Origin of the sequence: Pseudomonas sp. A-1 (genome assembly GCF_004801855.1) — a bacterium.
Taxonomy (GTDB): domain Bacteria; phylum Pseudomonadota; class Gammaproteobacteria; order Pseudomonadales; family Pseudomonadaceae; genus Geopseudomonas.
The window spans coordinates 79,275-94,941 of sequence record NZ_SSTC01000001.1 but is presented as its reverse complement, the minus strand read 5'-3'; the positions used below and the strand labels follow the sequence as shown (position 1 = coordinate 94,941).

13 protein-coding genes are annotated in these 15,667 nt (G+C 70.2%); all 13 read left to right on the top strand.

What is annotated here, in order from left to right:
• The 13 genes from E5198_RS00410 to E5198_RS00350 all read left to right on the top strand — a co-directional run bounded on the left by E5198_RS00410 (nt 1) and on the right by E5198_RS00350 (nt 15,645).
• Entirely contained in the window at nt 1-1,140 is a 1,140-nt protein-coding gene (locus tag E5198_RS00410) for a hypothetical protein (protein ID WP_136488036.1), read from the top strand.
• Nucleotides 1,128-3,116 (top strand): asparagine synthase (glutamine-hydrolyzing), encoded by a 1,989-nt coding sequence (gene asnB / locus E5198_RS00405; protein ID WP_136488035.1) that lies wholly within the window; start codon nt 1,128-1,130, stop codon nt 3,114-3,116. The genes E5198_RS00410 and asnB overlap by 13 nt, the downstream gene beginning before the upstream one ends.
• Nucleotides 3,094-4,218, top strand: coding sequence for a glycosyltransferase family 4 protein (locus E5198_RS00400; protein ID WP_136488034.1), 1,125 nt, complete (start codon nt 3,094-3,096; stop codon nt 4,216-4,218). The genes asnB and E5198_RS00400 overlap by 23 nt, the downstream gene beginning before the upstream one ends.
• Nucleotides 4,215-4,808 (top strand): sugar transferase, encoded by a 594-nt coding sequence (locus E5198_RS00395; RefSeq protein WP_136488033.1) that lies wholly within the window; start codon nt 4,215-4,217, stop codon nt 4,806-4,808. The genes E5198_RS00400 and E5198_RS00395 overlap by 4 nt, the downstream gene beginning before the upstream one ends.
• 22 nt (nt 4,809-4,830) lie before the next feature.
• Nucleotides 4,831-5,838, top strand: coding sequence for a GNAT family N-acetyltransferase (locus E5198_RS00390; protein WP_136488032.1), 1,008 nt, complete (start codon nt 4,831-4,833; stop codon nt 5,836-5,838).
• A gap of 20 nt (nt 5,839-5,858) precedes the next feature.
• Nucleotides 5,859-7,034, top strand: a complete 1,176-nt coding sequence (locus tag E5198_RS00385) for a DegT/DnrJ/EryC1/StrS aminotransferase family protein (RefSeq protein WP_136488031.1) — start codon at nt 5,859-5,861, stop codon at nt 7,032-7,034.
• 47 nt (nt 7,035-7,081) lie between these two features.
• Nucleotides 7,082-8,188, top strand: coding sequence for a DegT/DnrJ/EryC1/StrS aminotransferase family protein (locus E5198_RS00380; protein ID WP_136488030.1), 1,107 nt, complete (start codon nt 7,082-7,084; stop codon nt 8,186-8,188).
• A 2-nt stretch (nt 8,189-8,190) separates the two neighbouring features.
• Complete coding sequence (locus E5198_RS00375; protein ID WP_136488056.1) at nt 8,191-9,636, top strand: lipopolysaccharide biosynthesis protein; 1,446 nt, start codon at nt 8,191-8,193, stop codon at nt 9,634-9,636.
• Complete coding sequence (locus E5198_RS00370; RefSeq protein ID WP_136488029.1) at nt 9,633-10,688, top strand: hypothetical protein; 1,056 nt, start codon at nt 9,633-9,635, stop codon at nt 10,686-10,688. The genes E5198_RS00375 and E5198_RS00370 overlap by 4 nt, the downstream gene beginning before the upstream one ends.
• A gap of 155 nt (nt 10,689-10,843) precedes the next feature.
• Nucleotides 10,844-11,893: a polysaccharide deacetylase family protein gene (locus E5198_RS00365; protein ID WP_136488028.1), complete on the top strand. Its 1,050-nt coding sequence runs from the start codon at nt 10,844-10,846 to the stop codon at nt 11,891-11,893.
• A 31-nt stretch (nt 11,894-11,924) separates the two neighbouring features.
• Nucleotides 11,925-12,560, top strand: a complete 636-nt coding sequence (locus E5198_RS00360) for a PIG-L deacetylase family protein (RefSeq protein WP_136488027.1) — start codon at nt 11,925-11,927, stop codon at nt 12,558-12,560.
• Between the two features lie 37 nt (nt 12,561-12,597).
• A complete protein-coding gene (locus tag E5198_RS00355; protein ID WP_136488026.1) occupies nt 12,598-14,640 on the top strand; it encodes an acyltransferase family protein in 2,043 nt (680 codons plus the stop codon).
• Nucleotides 14,641-14,691: 51 nt separating this feature from the next.
• On the top strand, nt 14,692-15,645 hold the full coding sequence (locus tag E5198_RS00350; protein WP_136488025.1) for a GNAT family N-acetyltransferase: 954 nt from the start codon (nt 14,692-14,694) through the stop codon (nt 15,643-15,645).
• The last annotated feature ends 22 nt before the right edge of the window (nt 15,646-15,667 follow it).

Below are 15,667 nucleotides of genomic sequence, written 5' to 3'. Positions count from 1 at the left end.
ATGACGAATCTCATCCCCAGCCTGCTGATCGCCACGGCGATCTCCCTGGTGCTGCAGACCAACTACCGGCTGTCCCCGGAACTGGGCGTCGGCGAGATCGGCCTGGCACTGATCATCGTCTACGCCATCGCCAGATGCTTCGCCACGCCGGCGCGCACGCCGTCGCTGCGCGAGCACCCGCTGCCGCTGCTCACCCTGCTCCACCTGCTGGCGATCGTGCTGCCAGTCACCGCACTCAACGCCCTCTACGACACCTACGGCATCGCCTTCCGCGACCTGCTGGCCTATCTGCTGTGCGCGCTGACCATCTTCGCCCTGGCCACCCAGGCCGAGCGCACCCGCCAGATCGCCCTGCTCACCCTCGCCATCACCCTCGCCCTGGTGTCGCTGCAGTACCTGTTCGGCGACGTCAGCGTCTGGTACGCCACCACCCGCTTCACCGGCGGCGCGCGCAACCCCAACCAACTGGCCCTCTACCTGGTCTGCCTGATCCTGATCACCGCCATCCACGTCACCCGGCCGCTGCTCAGGACGCTCTGCTTCAGCCTGCTGGTGTTCTTCGGCCTGGCCAGCCAGTCCGACGCCTTCCTCGCCTACCTGGCGCTGACCGTCGGCGTGCTGCTGCTCAGCCTGATCGTCCCCAGCCGCTTCTTCATGCTGGTGGCGCCGGCGACCCTGATGCTCGCGCTTCTGCTCGGCCTGTGGTTCCTCACCGACATCGCCAGCTCCCTGGGCAGGCAGTGGTCGCTGGCCGACCAGGGCGGCTCGCGCCTCACCCTGTACATCAACGGCCTGCAGGCCTGGCTCGACAACCCGCTGACCTTCGTGCTGGGCAACGGCGCCGGCAACTTCTCGGGGCTGCACGGGCCCTTCCAGGGCTGGGAGGCGCACAACACGCCGATCGACATCCTCACCGTCGGCGGCCTGCTCGGCCTGCTCGCCATCTACTTCTTCCCGGTCAAGTGCGCCATCGACGTCTATCGGCTCGACCAGCGCCTGGTGTTCGCCTGCACCGCCGGCCTGATCGGCTTCACCTTCTTCCACTTCGTGGCCCGCCACCCGATCTTCTGGGTCACGCTGTTCGTGCTTTATCAGCACATCAAGGAACAACGGGAGGTTGCCCCAGCATGTGCGGTCTAGCCGGTTTCTGGTCGGTGGGCGTCAGCGACACCAGCGCCTCGCCGGGCATCGCCTGGCGCATGGCCAATACCCTGCGCAGCCGCGGACCGGACGATGGCGGGGTATGGCTGGACCAGGCGCACAACCTGGCCCTCGGCCATCGCCGCCTGGCGATCCTCGACCTGTCGCCGGCCGGCCACCAGCCGATGCAGTCGGCCTGCGAGCGCTACGTGATCGCCTTCAACGGCGAGATCTACAACCACCTGGAGCTGCGCGGCCAGCTCGAGGCCGCAGACCGCGCGCCGGCGTGGCGCAGCCACTCCGACACCGAGACGCTGCTCGCCGGCTTCGCCGCCTGGGGCGTCGAGCGCACCCTCAAGGCCTGCATCGGCATGTTCGCCATCGCCCTGTGGGACCGCCAGGCGCGCCAGCTCACCCTGGCCCGCGACCGCCTGGGCGAGAAGCCGCTGTACTACGGCTGGCAAGGAAACACCCTGCTGTTCGGCTCCGAACTCAAGGCGCTCAGGGCGCACCCGGCGTTCCGCGCCGGGGTGGACCGCGGCGCGCTGACCCTGCTGCTGCGCCACAACTGCATCCCGGCGCCCTACAGCATCTACCAGGGCATATCCAAGCTGCCGCCCGGGCACTTCGTGACCCTGCCGCTGCACGATGCCACCGCCGCCCGCACCGCCGAACCCAGCGCCTACTGGCGCCTCAACGAGGCGGTGGAGCGCGGCCTGGCCGAGCCGTTCGCCGGCAGCGCCGAGGAAGCGGTCGAGCTGCTGCACGCGCAGCTGTCGCGCAGCATCGGCGCGCAGATGCTTGCCGACGTGCCGCTCGGCGCCTTTCTCAGCGGCGGCGTGGACAGCAGCACGGTCGCCGCGCTGATGCAGGCGCAGAGCAGCCAGCCGGTGCGCACCTTCACCATCGGCTTCGACGAGGGCGGCTACGACGAGGCGGTGCATGCCAGGGCGGTGGCCCGCCACCTGGGCACCGAGCACACCGAGCTGTACGCCAGCCCCGCGGACGCCCTGGCGGTGATCCCGCGCCTGCCGAGCATGTACTGCGAGCCGTTCAGCGACAGCTCGCAGATCCCCACCTTCCTGGTCAGCCAGCTGGCGCGCCAGCACGTGACGGTGGCGCTCAGCGGCGACGGCGGCGACGAACTGTTCGGCGGCTACAACCGCTACCTGAGCGCACGCAAGGTGTGGAGCCAGATGCAGCACCTGCCGGGCTTCGCCCGCCAGGCCGCCGCCGGCCTGCTGCGTGCACTGCCGCCGGCCACCTGGGACCGCCTGTTCGAGATGGCCAGGCCGCTGCTGCCGCGGCGCCTGCACCTGGCCATCCCCGGCGACAAGGCGCAGAAGCTGGCCGACGTGCTCGAGCTGTCCGACAGCCAGGCGTTCTTCCGCCAGCTGACCAGCCACTGGAAGGATCCGGCCAGCCTGGTCATCGGCGCCCGCGAACCGCAGACCCGGCTGACCAACCCGAACGCCTGGCCGCACAGCGACAGCTTCGAGCACTGGATGATGGCCATGGACGCGCAGACCTACATGGCCGACGACATCCTGGTCAAGGTCGACCGCGCCGCCATGGCCACCAGCCTGGAGACCCGCGTGCCGCTGCTCGACCACCGCGTGGTCGAGCTGGCCTGGCGCATGCCGCTGGACCTGAAGATCCGCCAGGGCCAGGGCAAGTGGCTGCTGCGCCAGGTGCTCTACCGCCACGTGCCACGCGAGCTGATCGAGCGCCCCAAGCAGGGCTTCGGCATCCCGCTGGACCGCTGGCTGCGCGGCCCGCTGCGCGACTGGGCCGAGGACCTGCTCGACGAGGGCCGCCTGCGTCAGGACGGCTATTTCCATCCCGAACCGATCCGCCGGCTATGGAACGAGCATCAGAGCGGACGCCACAACTGGCAGCACCAGCTCTGGGACGTGCTGATGTTCCAGGCCTGGCTCACGGAGACCCGGCGCCATGAACTTTCTGCTCATCGCTAGCTTCGCCGATTCGATCCTCGGCTTCCGCGGCCCGCTGCTCGAGGCGCTGCTCGGGCGCGGCCTGACCGTGCACGTGGCCGCGCCGGACCTGCCGCCGGACAGCCCGGTGCGCCGAGCCTTGGAGGCGCGCGGCATCCGCGTGCACGACATCCCGCTCAAGCGCACCGGCACCAACCCGCTGGCCGACGCCGCCACCCTGCTCTACCTGTGGCAGCTGATGCTGCGCATCCAGCCGAGCTTCGTGCTGGGCTACACCATCAAGCCGGTGATCTACGGCTCGCTGGCGGCGCTGCTGGCCCATGTGCCGCGGCGCTACGCGCTGGTCACCGGCCTCGGCTACGTGTTCCAGCAGAACGCCGCCGAGGGCGAACGGCACCTGGCGCTGCGCTCGCTGGTGCAGCCGCTGTATGCCCTGGCGCTGCGCTGCACGCACAAGGTGTTCCTGCAGAACCCCGACGACCAGGCGCTGTTCCGCAACCTCGGCATCCTGCCGCCGGCCACCCCCTCCTGCGTGGTCAACGGCTCCGGGGTGGACGTCAGCGAGTACCGGGTCGCGCCGCTGCCGGCGACCCCGCACTTCCTGCTGATCGCCCGCCTGCTCGGCGACAAGGGCGTGCGCGAATACGCCGCCGCGGCGCGCCGGGTGCGCGCGCGCCATCCGCAGGTGGTGTGCAGCCTGGTCGGCTGGATCGACGACAACCCGGACGCCATCGAGCAGCGCGAGCTGGACGCCTGGGTGGCCGACGGCACCCTCGCCTACCTCGGCCGCCAGAGCGACGTGCGCCCGGCCATCGCCGCCTGCAGCGTCTACGTGCTGCCCTCCTACCACGAGGGCACGCCGCGCACGGTGCTGGAGGCCATGGCCATGGGCCGCGCCATCGTCACCAGCGACGCCCCCGGCTGCCGCGAGACGGTGGTCGACGGCGACAACGGCTTCCTGGTGCCGGTGCGCGACGTCGACGCCCTCGAAGCCGCCATGCTGCGCTTGATCGAGGAGCCGGGGCTGGCCCGGCGCATGGGCGCGCGCGCGCGCCAGGTGGCCGAGGACAAGTACGACGTGCACCGCGTCAACGCGGTGATGCTGCAGGAGATGGGGATATGAGCAAGCGCCTGTTCGACCTCCTGGTTTCCGCCACCGCCCTGCTGCTGCTCGCCCCGCTGCTGGCGCTGATCGCCTGGCAGGTACGCCGCCGCCTCGGCGCGCCGGTGCTGTTCCGCCAGCTGCGCCCGGGGCGCAACGGCATGCCCTTCGAGATCGTCAAGTTCCGCACCATGCGCGACGCCGTCGACGCGCACGGCGAGCCGCTGCCCGACCACGAGCGACTGACCCCCTTCGGCCGCTGGCTGCGCGCCAGCAGCCTCGACGAGCTACCCGAGCTGTGGAACGTGCTCAGGGGCGACATGAGCCTGGTCGGCCCGCGCCCGCTGCTGATGGAGTACCTGCCGCTGTACGACGCCGAGCAGTTCCGCCGCCACGCGGTGCGTCCCGGGGTCACCGGCTGGGCCCAGGTCAACGGCCGCAACGCCCTGAGCTGGGAGGAGAAGTTCCGCCTCGACCTGTGGTACGTCGACCACCAGTCGTTCGCCCTCGACCTGAAGATCCTCGCCCTGACCCTCGCCAAGGTGCTGGCCCGCGAGGGCATCAGCGCCGCCGGCGAGGCGACCATGCCCAAGTTCACCGGCAGCAAGTAGCTCCCCCCCGGAGGGCATCGCCATGGATATCGACGAGATCCGCACCCCGGCCGACTGGGCAACCGCCCTCACGCAGGCGCCGCGCCACGACTGCTACCACACCTGGGAGTACCACCGCATCGCCCAAGGCAGCGGCGAGGGCGAGCCGCTGCTGTTCGCCGTGCGCACGTCGCGCGGCGGCCTGCTGCTGCCGCTGCTGGAGCGGGCGGTCGCCGGCTCCACGCGCCGCGACCTGACCTCGGTATACGGCTACCCCTCGCCGCTGGCCTGGGGCGAGCTGACGGCCGACGCGCTCGCCCGGCTCTGGGAGCAACTGCTCGCCCACCTGGCCCGGCGCGGCTACGTCAGCCTGTTCTCGCGCTGCCACCCGCTGCTCACCCCGGCTCTGCCGGGCGAGACGCTGCAGCGCTCGGGGCCGGTGGTGCTCATCGACCTCGACCGGCCGGAGCAGGAGCAACTCGGCGACTACCGCGACAACCACCGTCGCGACCTGCGCAAGCTCGCCCGCCTGGGCGTCGCCTGCCACGCCGAGGCGCCGGGCGAGGCGCTGGCCGAATTCGTCGCCAACTACGAGGCGACCATGCGCAACCTGCAGGCCGAGCCCTACTACTTCTTCCCGCCGCGCTACTACCGCGAACTGCTGGCGGCGCCGAGCTTCGACGCCCGCCTGTATACCTGCCGGCTCGACGGCCAGGCGATCTGCAGCGGCCTGTTCATCTTCTGCGGCGACTTCGTGCAGTACCACCTGGGCGGTACCGCGCCGGCCTTCGCCGCGCTGGCGCCCACCAAGCTGATGTTCGATAGCGTGCGCCGCGACGCCGCGCGGGAGGGTCGCCGCCACTTCTGCCTGGGCGGCGGACTGGGCTGCCGGGAAGACTCGCTGTTCAACTTCAAGGCCGGCTTCTCGCGCCAGACCCGCGACTTCTGCCTGATCCGCAAGATCCTCGATCCCGAGGAATACCAGCGACTGTCGGCCAGGGTGCCGAACCAGACCCACTACTTTCCATGCTACCGGGCTCTGCCAGCCTGACCGTCACGGAGGGGTTCACCATGCTGAACACCAGCTTCTCGCCATGGCCGTGCTTCACGGAGGAAGAGGCCAACGCGGTGCGCGACGTCATCCTGTCCAACCGGGTCAACTACTGGACGGGCGAGGAATGCCACCTGTTCGAGAAGGAATTCGCCGAGTGGTCCGGCGCCGAGTACGCCATCGCCCTGGAGAACGGCACCGTGGCGCTGGACGTCGCCCTCAAGGGCCTGGGCATCGGCCCGGGCGACGAGGTGGTGGTGACGCCGCGCACCTTCCTCGCCTCGGTATCCAGCATCGTCAACGCTGGCGCGGTGCCGGTGTTCGCCGAGGTGGACCGCGACTCGCAGAACATCACCGCCGCGACCATCCGCGCCGTGCTGACGCCGCGCACCCGGGCGGTGATCTGCGTGCACCTGGCCGGCTGGCCGTGCGACATGGACCCGATCATGGCGCTGGCGGCCGAGCACGACCTCAAGGTGATCGAGGACTGCGCCCAGGCCCACGGCGCCCAGTACAAGGGGCGCTCGGTCGGCACCATCGGCCACGTCGGCGCCTGGTCGTTCTGCCAGGACAAGATCATCACCACCGGCGGCGAGGGCGGCATGGTCACCACCAACAGCCGCGAGCTGTGGTCGACCATGTGGTCGCTCAAGGACCACGGCAAGAGCTGGGAGGCGGTGCACCGCCCGCACACCGGGCCGGGCTTCCGCTGGCTGCACGAACGCTTCGGCACCAACTGGCGAATGATGGAGGTGCAGGCGGTGATCGGCCGCATCCAGCTGCGCCGCCTCGATGCCTGGCACGCCCGCCGCCTGGCCAACGCCGAGCGCATCTGGGACTGCGCCCGCCAGCTGCGCGGCCTGCGCGTGCCGCGCCTGCCCGACGAGCTCGTGCATGCCGCCTACAAGTGCTACCTGTTCGTCGAGCCCGGCCAGCTCGCCGCCGGCTGGGACCGCGACCGCATCCTCGCCGCGATCGACGCCCGCGGCGTGCCCTGCTTCTACGGCTCCTGCTCGGAGGTCTACCTGGAAAAGGCCTTCGACGACACCCGCTGGCGCCCGGCCGAGCGCCTGCCGGTGGCCCGCGAACTGGGCGAGACCAGCCTGATGTTCCTCGTCCATCCGACCCTCACCGACGCCGAGATCGACAAGACCTGCGCCGTGCTGGGCGAGGTGATGGACGAGGCCGCCTACTGAAACGCTCCGCCCGGAGCGGCCCCATCCCCCCGTCAGAGGGCACGGAAATGATCGAGTTCATCGACCTGCAAGCCCAGCAGCAGCGCATCCGCGAGCGCATCGAGGCCGGCATCCGCCGCGTCCTCGACCACGGCCAGTACATCCTCGGCCCGGAAGTGGCCGAACTGGAGGAGCGCCTGAGCGCCTTCTCCGGCGCCCGCCACTGCATCACCTGCGCCAACGGCACCGACGCCCTGCAGATCGCCCTGATGGCGCTGGGCGTCGGCCCGGGCGACGAGGTGATCACCCCCGCCCTGACCTTCGTCGCCACCGCCGAGACCGTCGCCCTGCTCGGCGCGCGGCCGGTGTACGTCGACATCGAGCCGCACACCGGCACCCTCGACCCGGCGCTGCTGGAGGCGGCCATCACCGAGCGCACCCGCGCCCTGGTGCCGGTGTCGCTGTACGGCCAGTGCGCCGACCTCGACGCCATCAACGCCATCGCCGCCCGCCACGGCCTGCCGGTGATCGAGGACGCGGCGCAGAGCTTCGGCGCCAGCTACAAGGGCCGCCGCTCGTGCAGCCTGACCACCATCGCCTGCACCAGCTTCTTCCCCAGCAAGCCGCTGGGCTGCTACGGCGACGGCGGGGCGATCTTCACCGGCGACGACGAACTGGCCCGGGTGCTGCGCCAGATCGCCCGCCACGGCCAGGACCGCCGCTACCACCACGTGCGGGTCGGCGTGAACAGCCGCCTGGACACCCTGCAGGCGGCCATCCTGCTGCCCAAGCTGGACATCCTCGAGGAGGAGATCGAGCTGCGCCAGCAGGTGGCCGCGCGCTACGACCGCCTGCTCGCCGCGGCCGGCTGCGGCCGCGAAGGCTCGGCGCTGCTGGCCATGCCGCACGTCGCGCCGCACAACCGCAGCGCCTGGGCCCAGTACACCATCCGCGTGGCCGAGCGCAGCGCCCTGCAGCAGCGCCTGGAAGCGGCCGGCGTGCCCACCGCGGTGCACTATCCGATCCCGCTCAACCGCCAGCCGGCGGTGGCCGATCCGGACGCCGTGCTGCCGGTGGGCGACCTGCTGGCCGAGCAGGTGCTCAGCCTGCCGATGCATCCCTACCTGGGCGAGGGCGACCAGCTGCAGATCGTCGCCGCCCTGCGGAGCGCATGAAGATGATCCGCCAGCTGAGCGTCAGCGCCGGGCGGCTGCTGCCCCGCCAGCCGTTCGCCCGCAGCGTCAGCGTGCTGGTCGGCGGCACCGCCAGCGGGCAGATGCTGATGGTGCTGGCCGCACCGCTGCTGACCCGCCTGTTCAGCCCCGAGGACTTCGGCCTGCTGGCGGTGTACGGCGGCCTGCTGGCGGTGTTCCTGGTGGTGGCCAACCTGCGCTACGAGATCGCCATCCCGCTGCCGGAGGACGAGCAGACGGCCACCGACGTCACCGTGCTGAGCCTGCTGGCCGGATGCCTGACCAGCCTGCTCACCGCCGTGCTGGTGCTCTGCGCCGGGGATGCCATCGCCGCGCGGCTCGGCGTGCCGGCCCTGGCCGGCCATCTCTGGCTGCTGCCGGTCGGGGTGTTCTGCGGCAGCCTCTACCTGGCCGTGCACTACTGGGCCGTCCGCCACAAGCGCTTCGCCGACATCGCCGGCACGCGCATCAAGCAGGTCGTCACCACCCTGGCGGTGCAACTGCTGGGCTTCAAGCTGGGCCCCCTCGCCCTGCTGCTCGGCCACGCCAGCGGGCACGGCATGGGCTTTCTCGCCCTGGGCCGCCACCTCCTGCACAGCCCGCAGCTGCGCCAGGTGTCCACCGCCGGCATCCTCGCCGCCGCCCGGCGCTACCGGCGCTTTCCGCTGTTCTCGACCTGGACCGGGCTGTTCAACACCGCCGGCAGCCAGCTGCCGCCGCTGATGCTCGCCGCGCTGTTCGACCCGGTCGCCGCCGGCCTGTATACCCTGGCGCAGCGCGTGCTGGGGGCGCCGATGGCGGTCATCGGCACCGCCATCGGCGGCGTGTTCCTCGCCAACGCCGCCGAGGCCCGCCGCGAAGGCCGGCTGGCGCCGCTGGTGGCGAGCGTCCACGAGCGCCTGGCGCAGATCGCCATGCCGCCGGCGCTGATCATCCTGTTCGCCGCGCCGCAGATGTTCACCCTGGTGTTCGGCGAACGCTGGCACGACGCCGGCCACTTCGCCCAGTGGATGGCGCCCTGGCTGTACGTGACCTTCGTGGCCTCGCCGCTCAGCTCGCTGTTCGACGTGCTGGAGCAGCAGAAACGCGAGCTGCTGTTCCATGCCGTGCTGCTGGCCACCCGCATCGGCGCCATCGCGACCGGCGCGATGCTGAACGACCTGGAGCTGACCATCGCGCTGTTCGCGCTCGGCAGCGCCCTGTGCTGGTGCGGGGCGCTGGCCTGGGTCTGCGGCAGCGCCGGCATCTCGCCGGGCAGCCTGCTCAGGCCGACCGTCCGCGCACTGCTCTGGGCCCTGGCCTGCACCCTGCCCCTGCCGATCGGCCTGACGCTGTTCCCCGAAGGCCTCGCCTGGCTGGCGTTCCTCGCCCTCGCCGCAGTGCTCTGCGGCATCCGCTACTTCCAGCTGTTCCGCCAGAGCTACCAATGATCATCTACCTCTGCTCGCCGGGCTCCGACCAGTCGCAGACACTGGCCAGACTGCTCAGGCAATACACGCAACACCGGATCGTCGGCGTGCTCTTCGAGGACGAGACACGCTTCATCAGCCGCAACATCGACGAGTTCGTCTCCTACCGCGACCTGGACAGTCTGCCCGGCGACGGCCTGATCCTGCCGACCGGCGCCAGGTCCACCCAGTTCATGCTGGAGCGCGGGGACGTGACCTGCGGCAGCGTGGTGCTCACCCGCGATGCGCTGCGCGTCTTCGACAAGCCCTGGATCATCGCCCTGGCGGCCGCCTGCCGGGTGCCGACGCCGACAACCTGGCTGAGGGTCGAGGACATCGGCGACTACCCGGCCTTCTTCAAGGAGCTGCGCGAGCGCGGCGGCGGCAGGCGCGGCATCGCCCGGCAGCCCGCGGAGATCCCCGCCAGCGGCCGGGACGAGCTGATCTACCAGGAATACATCGACTCCCCCGGCACCTACGGGGTCGGCTTCATCGCCCGCCGGGGCGAGATCCTGACCAGCCATGCGCACTTCGAGGCCATCAGCATCCCGCCGAGCGGCGGCTCCGCGGTCGCCCTGCGCAGCATCGCCGATCCCAGGCTGGACGAGTACGCGCGGAGAATCATCGCCCAGCTCGGCTACTCCGGCTGGGGACTGGTCGAGTTCAAGTACTGCCCGAAGCGCGACGACTACGTGTTCATGGAGGTCAACGCGAAATTCTGGGCCTCGCTCGAGCTCGCCCTGGCCAACCAGCCGCTGTTCGCCGAGCTGCTGTTCGGCATCGAGACGCCGGAACAGGCCATCGTCGGCATGGTGTTCCTCAACCGCTATCTGCAGCGCGGCTTGCTGTTCGCCGTCCGCAACCTGCCCCTCCTGCTGCGCCCGGACACGCGGCTGTCGGTCTATCCCGGCCTGCTGAAGAGCTTCATCCTCGGCCTGGTCCCGGAGCGGACTTCGCAGCTGCTCCATCGCCTGGTCCGGCGCTTCTGGAAGAAACCGCAGCCCCGCGGTGCATCCTCGAACCATACTCCTTGAACACGTGCACCGCTGACGTCGCCCCTGCCAGGGCAGCCGCATGAATGATCCGCCGCAGGGGCGAACTCATTCGCCGAAATGCCCCGCAAGGCGAATGAATTCGCCCCTACCGGCCGGAAACGATCGCCCTGCCAACCCTTGCTGCGAGCCGCACCATGCATCCCAGCCACGGCGTATTCACCATCTCCCTCGACTTCGAGCTGTACTGGGGCGTGCGCGACAACCGCAGCATCGCGCAGTACCGGGAGAACCTCGACGGCGTCCGCCAGGCGATCCCGGCCATGCTGCGGGCGTTCCGCGAGCACAGCATCCACGCCACCTGGGCGACGGTCGGCTTCCTGTTCTGCCGCGACCGGGACGAGCTGGAGCGCAACCGGCCCGCCCTGCTGCCCCGCTACCGCGACGAGACGCTCTCGCCCTACGCCTACCTGGCACGCACGCCGCAGCTGGAGCCGGCCTATCACTTCGCCCCCGAGCTGATCGAGCTGATCGGCCGGCACGAGCACCAGGAAATCGCCTCGCACACCTTCTCCCACTACTACTGCCTGGAAGCCGGCCAGTCGCCCGCCGCGTTCGAGGCGGACCTGCGCGCCGCAGTGGCCATGGCCAGGCAGCGGGGGATCGTGCTGAGAAGCCTGGTGCTGCCGAGGAACCAGTGGAACCCCGAGTACCGCAACATCCTCCTGCGCCACGGCATCCTCTGCTATCGGGGCAACGAGGACGGTCGCATCTACCGCGCCTGCGAGGAGGCCGGCAACAGCCGCACGGACCGCGCGCTGCGCCTGCTGGACGCCTACCTCAACCTCTGCGGCCACAACACCCACGCCTTGGACGGCCAGCGCGGCCCCCCCTTCGACTTCCCGGCCAGCCGCTTCCTGCGCCCCTGGTCGCCGCGCCTGGCGCCGTTCGACGGGCTGCGCCTGGCGCGCATCAAGGACGCGATGACCGACGCGGCGCTGCGCCACCGGCTGTTCCACCTCTGGTGGCACCCGCACAACTTCGGCGCGCACACCGGGAAGAACATCGCGTTCCTGGAGCGGATCCTCGCCCACTACCGGCAGCTGCACGAGCGACACGAGCTGCAGTCGCTGAACATGGGCGAGCTGTGCCAGCTGGTCGCTGCCGGAGACGGGCAGGCGCAGGCCCGCGCCGCCGGCCGCACCCGGCTCCTCAAGGCCGGGACCGCCCGGGACCGGGCCGACTGACGGCCCTCTCGCAGACCACAGGAGAACCACCATGCTGCCGTTCAAGAATGCACTCGTCCTGGCACCGCACACCGACGACGGCGAACTGGGCGCCGGCGCCACCATCGCCCGGCTGGTCGACCAGGGGGCGCGGGTGACCTACGTGGCCTTCTCCATCGCCGAGCAGTCGGTGCCCGAAGGCCTGCCCAGGGACATCCTGAAGACCGAGGTACGCCAGGCCACCGCCAGCCTGGGCATCGCGCCGGAAAACCTGATCGTCCTCGGTCACGAGGTCCGCAAGCTGAACTTCGCGCGCCAGGACATCCTCGAGGGGCTGATCGCCCTGCGCCGCGCCAACGCCTTCGACCTGGTGCTGATGCCCTCGCTCAAGGACATCCACCAGGACCACCAGACGGTGGCCCGGGAAGGCCTGCGCGCCTTCAAGGGCACCACCATCCTCGGCTACGAGCTGGTGTGGAACAACCTGTCCTTCGACACCACCGTCTTCGTCAAGGTCTCGGCCGAGCAGCTCGGCCGCAAGGTGGAGGCCCTCCGGCACTACCAGTCGCAGCGGGGCAAGGACTACACCTCCGAGGAGTTCATCTTCGCCCTGGCCCGGACGCGCGGCGTGCAGATCGGCGCCGAGTACGCCGAGAGCTTCGAGGTCGTCCGCTGGGTCATGCCGTGATCGCCGAGACCCGCCTCGCCAAGCCAGGAGACTGCCCATGAGCGCCGCCCACTGGATCGACGCACGAGACACCTACCGGGACGACATCCAGGGCGTACGCGCCCTGGGGGCGATCCTGATCGCCATCTACCACATCTGGATCAACAAGGTGTCCGGCGGAGTCGACGTGTTCTTCGTCATCTCCGGATTCCTGATGACCGGGGTGCTGATCCGCCAGCTCGAGAGCAGCGCGCGGATCAGCCCGCTGCGGTTCTGGGGCAACCTGGTGAAGCGCATCGCCCCCTCCGCCTGCACCGTGCTGCTGGCCACCCTGCTCCTCGGCTACTTCTTCGTGCCGGAGCCGCTGTGGACCCAGTTCATCCGCGAGGTCATCTACAGCGCCCTGCAGATCGAGAACCTCGGCCTGATGCAGTCCTCGGTGGACTACCTGGCGCGGGACCTGCCGCCCAGTCCGGTCCAGCAGTTCTGGGCACTGTCCATCCAGGTGCAGTTCTACGCTCTCCTGCCGCTGATCCTGGCCCCGCTGCTCGGGCGCTCGAAAGGGTCAGGCTCGCCCCTGCCCTGCATCGCGGCCATGGCCGCGGTGGTCGCGGCCTCCTTCATCTATTCGCTGCTCGAAACCGCCAGGAGCCCGGCCAGCGCCTATTTCGATCCGGCCACCCGCGCCTGGGAGTTCTTCACCGGGGCGCTGCTGGCCTTCCTGCTGCCGCACCTCAAGCCCGGCGCCGCGCTGCGCGGCGGCATGGGCGCCGCCGGCCTCCTGGCCCTGCTGCTGTGCGGCGTGCTGGTGCCGGCCACCCAGCGGTTCCCGGGCTACATCGCCGCCATCCCGGTCGGCGCCGCCGTCCTGCTGATCGTCGCCGGCGCCGGGGGCGCGAGGCCTGTGGCCAACCGCCTGCTGGCCCATCCCTGGCTGACCGCCATCGGCAAGGTGTCCTTCGGCATCTACCTGTGGCACTGGCCGCTGCTGGTGTTCGCCCTCGAGTACACCGGCAGCCGGCGCCCGAGCCTGCTCCTGGGGCTGGCGATCATCCTGCTCGCCGTCGTGCTGGCGCTGGCGACGCACCGCTACATCGAGGAGCCCCTCCGAAAAAAGAAGTTCGAGCCCGGCAGGACCTGGGCTCCCTATCTGATCGGCGGCGCCTTCCTCGCTCCAGTGCTCGCCACCGCCGCGTCCTGGCACTACTACATCCACCACACCATCACCGCCCGGATGCACGACAGCCTGCAGCAGGCCCACAGCGACGACTTCACCAGCCTCGCGGAGCAGCAGGACGCCAGCCAGATCCCGCATGACGAACTGATCGCCGTGAAGGATCTGCTGCCCGACGCCTACGCCGACGGCTGCCACCAGGACATCACCTCCCCGGAAGTGAAGATCTGCACCTACGGCGACACCAGCGCCCAGGCCTCGGTCGCCCTGGTCGGCGGCTCGCACGCAGCCCAGTGGCTGCCGGCGCTGGACGCCATCGGCAAGGAAAGCCGCGTGAAGATCCTCAACATCACCAAGAGCTCCTGCCCGCTCGGCCCGCTGGCCGACTCCGACCCCTCGTGCATCGAATGGAACCGCCTGCTGATCGAGCAGCTGTCGCTGCTCAGGCCCCTGGCAGTCGTCACCAACTCGACGCGAGCGACCCGCCCCGAATCGCCCGAGCACGTCCCGCCGTCCTACGTGGAGCAATGGAAGAAGCTGGAAAGCCTCGGCATTCCGGTGATCGCCATCCGCGACAACCCCACCTTCGACTTCGACGCCGCCACCTGCATAGCCCGGCACCCGGCCAATGCGCTGGCCTGCTCCAAGCCGCGCGAGCAGGCCCTGGCCGGAACCGATCCCTCCCTGGCCCTGCTGCGCAGCCTCGGCAATCTGCGCCTGATCGACATGTCGGAGTACTTCTGCACGCCGCGGACCTGCATCACCGTGACCAACGACCACCTGATGTACCGCGACGCCGAGCACCTCAACGTCCCCTACGTGCTGTCCCTGACCGAGAAGCTGGACGAGAAGCTGGAACGGGCCTTGCCGAACATATTCGCCTGCCCCTCGCCGGATGCGCGGAGGCAGACCCAGACCAGCAACTGAGGAGGCTGCCGCAGCCCCTCGAAACCGAATCAGCCTCGTGCGAAGCCAATCGTGAACGACAAAGATGCCTATCGACGCCTGTGCGCAACCGAACGCTCGATTCCCCTGTTCAGCCAGCCCTGGTGGCTCGACGCTACCGCGGGGGAGGACAACTGGGATGTCGCCCTCGTGGAAAGGCACGGCAGGATAGTGGCGACCCTGCCCTACTACGCGGAGAGGCGCCTGGGCCTGACCCTGCTCACCCAGCCCGCCCTCACCCAGACGCTGGGCCCCTGGCTGCGGCCAGACGACGGCGGGCCGGCCGCGGCCTGCACCCGGCGCGACGGCCTGGTGCAGGCCCTGATCGAGCGCCTGCCGGACTGCCATCACTACGCCCAGAACTGGCACTATAGCCAGAGCGGCGGACTGCCGGCGGGCAAGGGCTTCCGGCAGACCACCCGCTACACCTACATCCTGCCCGACCTGAGCGACCCGCAGGCGCTGTGGAACGACCTGCAGGACAACATCCGCCGCGAGATCCGCAAGGCCCAGCAGCGCTTCGGGATCCGCATCCGCGACGATCTCGGCCTCGCCGAATTCCTGGCCCTCAACCGCCTGACCTTCGACCGCCAGGGCCTGCCACCGCCCCACAGCGAATCGCTGATGGAGCGACTCGACCGCACCTGCAGCGCCCGCCAGGCACGCCGGATCTTCATCGCCGAAGACGAGCAGGGGCGCCACCATGCGGGGGTCTATCTGATCTGGGACGAGAACAGCGCCTACTACCTGATGGGCGGCGGCGATCCCCAGCTGCGCAACAGCGGCGCCACCAGCCTGTGCATGTGGGAAGCGATCCGCTTCGCGGCGACCGTCACCCGGCGCTTCGATTTCGAGGGCTCGATGCTCGAACCCGTGGAGCGCTTCTTCCGCGCCTTCGGTGCCATCCAGCAACCCTTCCTGCGCGTCTGCCGGACCCCCTCCCGGCTGCTCAGAACGGCGCTGTTCCTCCGCCACCTCAACGACTGAGCCCGCCGCCGCTCCGGCCCGG

Bases quoted from the DNA above. Each gene is read 5' to 3' on its own strand.
- E5198_RS00410 (WP_136488036.1), top strand. From the start codon at position 1: ATGACGAATCTCATCCCCAGCCTGCTGATCGCCACGGCGATCTCCCTG.
- asnB (WP_136488035.1), top strand. From the start codon at position 1,128: ATGTGCGGTCTAGCCGGTTTCTGGTCGGTGGGCGTCAGCGACACCAGC.
- E5198_RS00400 (WP_136488034.1), top strand. From the start codon at position 3,094: ATGAACTTTCTGCTCATCGCTAGCTTCGCCGATTCGATCCTCGGCTTC.
- E5198_RS00395 (WP_136488033.1), top strand. From the start codon at position 4,215: ATGAGCAAGCGCCTGTTCGACCTCCTGGTTTCCGCCACCGCCCTGCTG.
- E5198_RS00390 (WP_136488032.1), top strand. From the start codon at position 4,831: ATGGATATCGACGAGATCCGCACCCCGGCCGACTGGGCAACCGCCCTC.
- E5198_RS00385 (WP_136488031.1), top strand. From the start codon at position 5,859: ATGCTGAACACCAGCTTCTCGCCATGGCCGTGCTTCACGGAGGAAGAG.
- E5198_RS00380 (WP_136488030.1), top strand. From the start codon at position 7,082: ATGATCGAGTTCATCGACCTGCAAGCCCAGCAGCAGCGCATCCGCGAG.
- E5198_RS00375 (WP_136488056.1), top strand. From the start codon at position 8,191: ATGATCCGCCAGCTGAGCGTCAGCGCCGGGCGGCTGCTGCCCCGCCAG.
- E5198_RS00370 (WP_136488029.1), top strand. From the start codon at position 9,633: ATGATCATCTACCTCTGCTCGCCGGGCTCCGACCAGTCGCAGACACTG.
- E5198_RS00365 (WP_136488028.1), top strand. From the start codon at position 10,844: ATGCATCCCAGCCACGGCGTATTCACCATCTCCCTCGACTTCGAGCTG.
- E5198_RS00360 (WP_136488027.1), top strand. From the start codon at position 11,925: ATGCTGCCGTTCAAGAATGCACTCGTCCTGGCACCGCACACCGACGAC.
- E5198_RS00355 (WP_136488026.1), top strand. From the start codon at position 12,598: ATGAGCGCCGCCCACTGGATCGACGCACGAGACACCTACCGGGACGAC.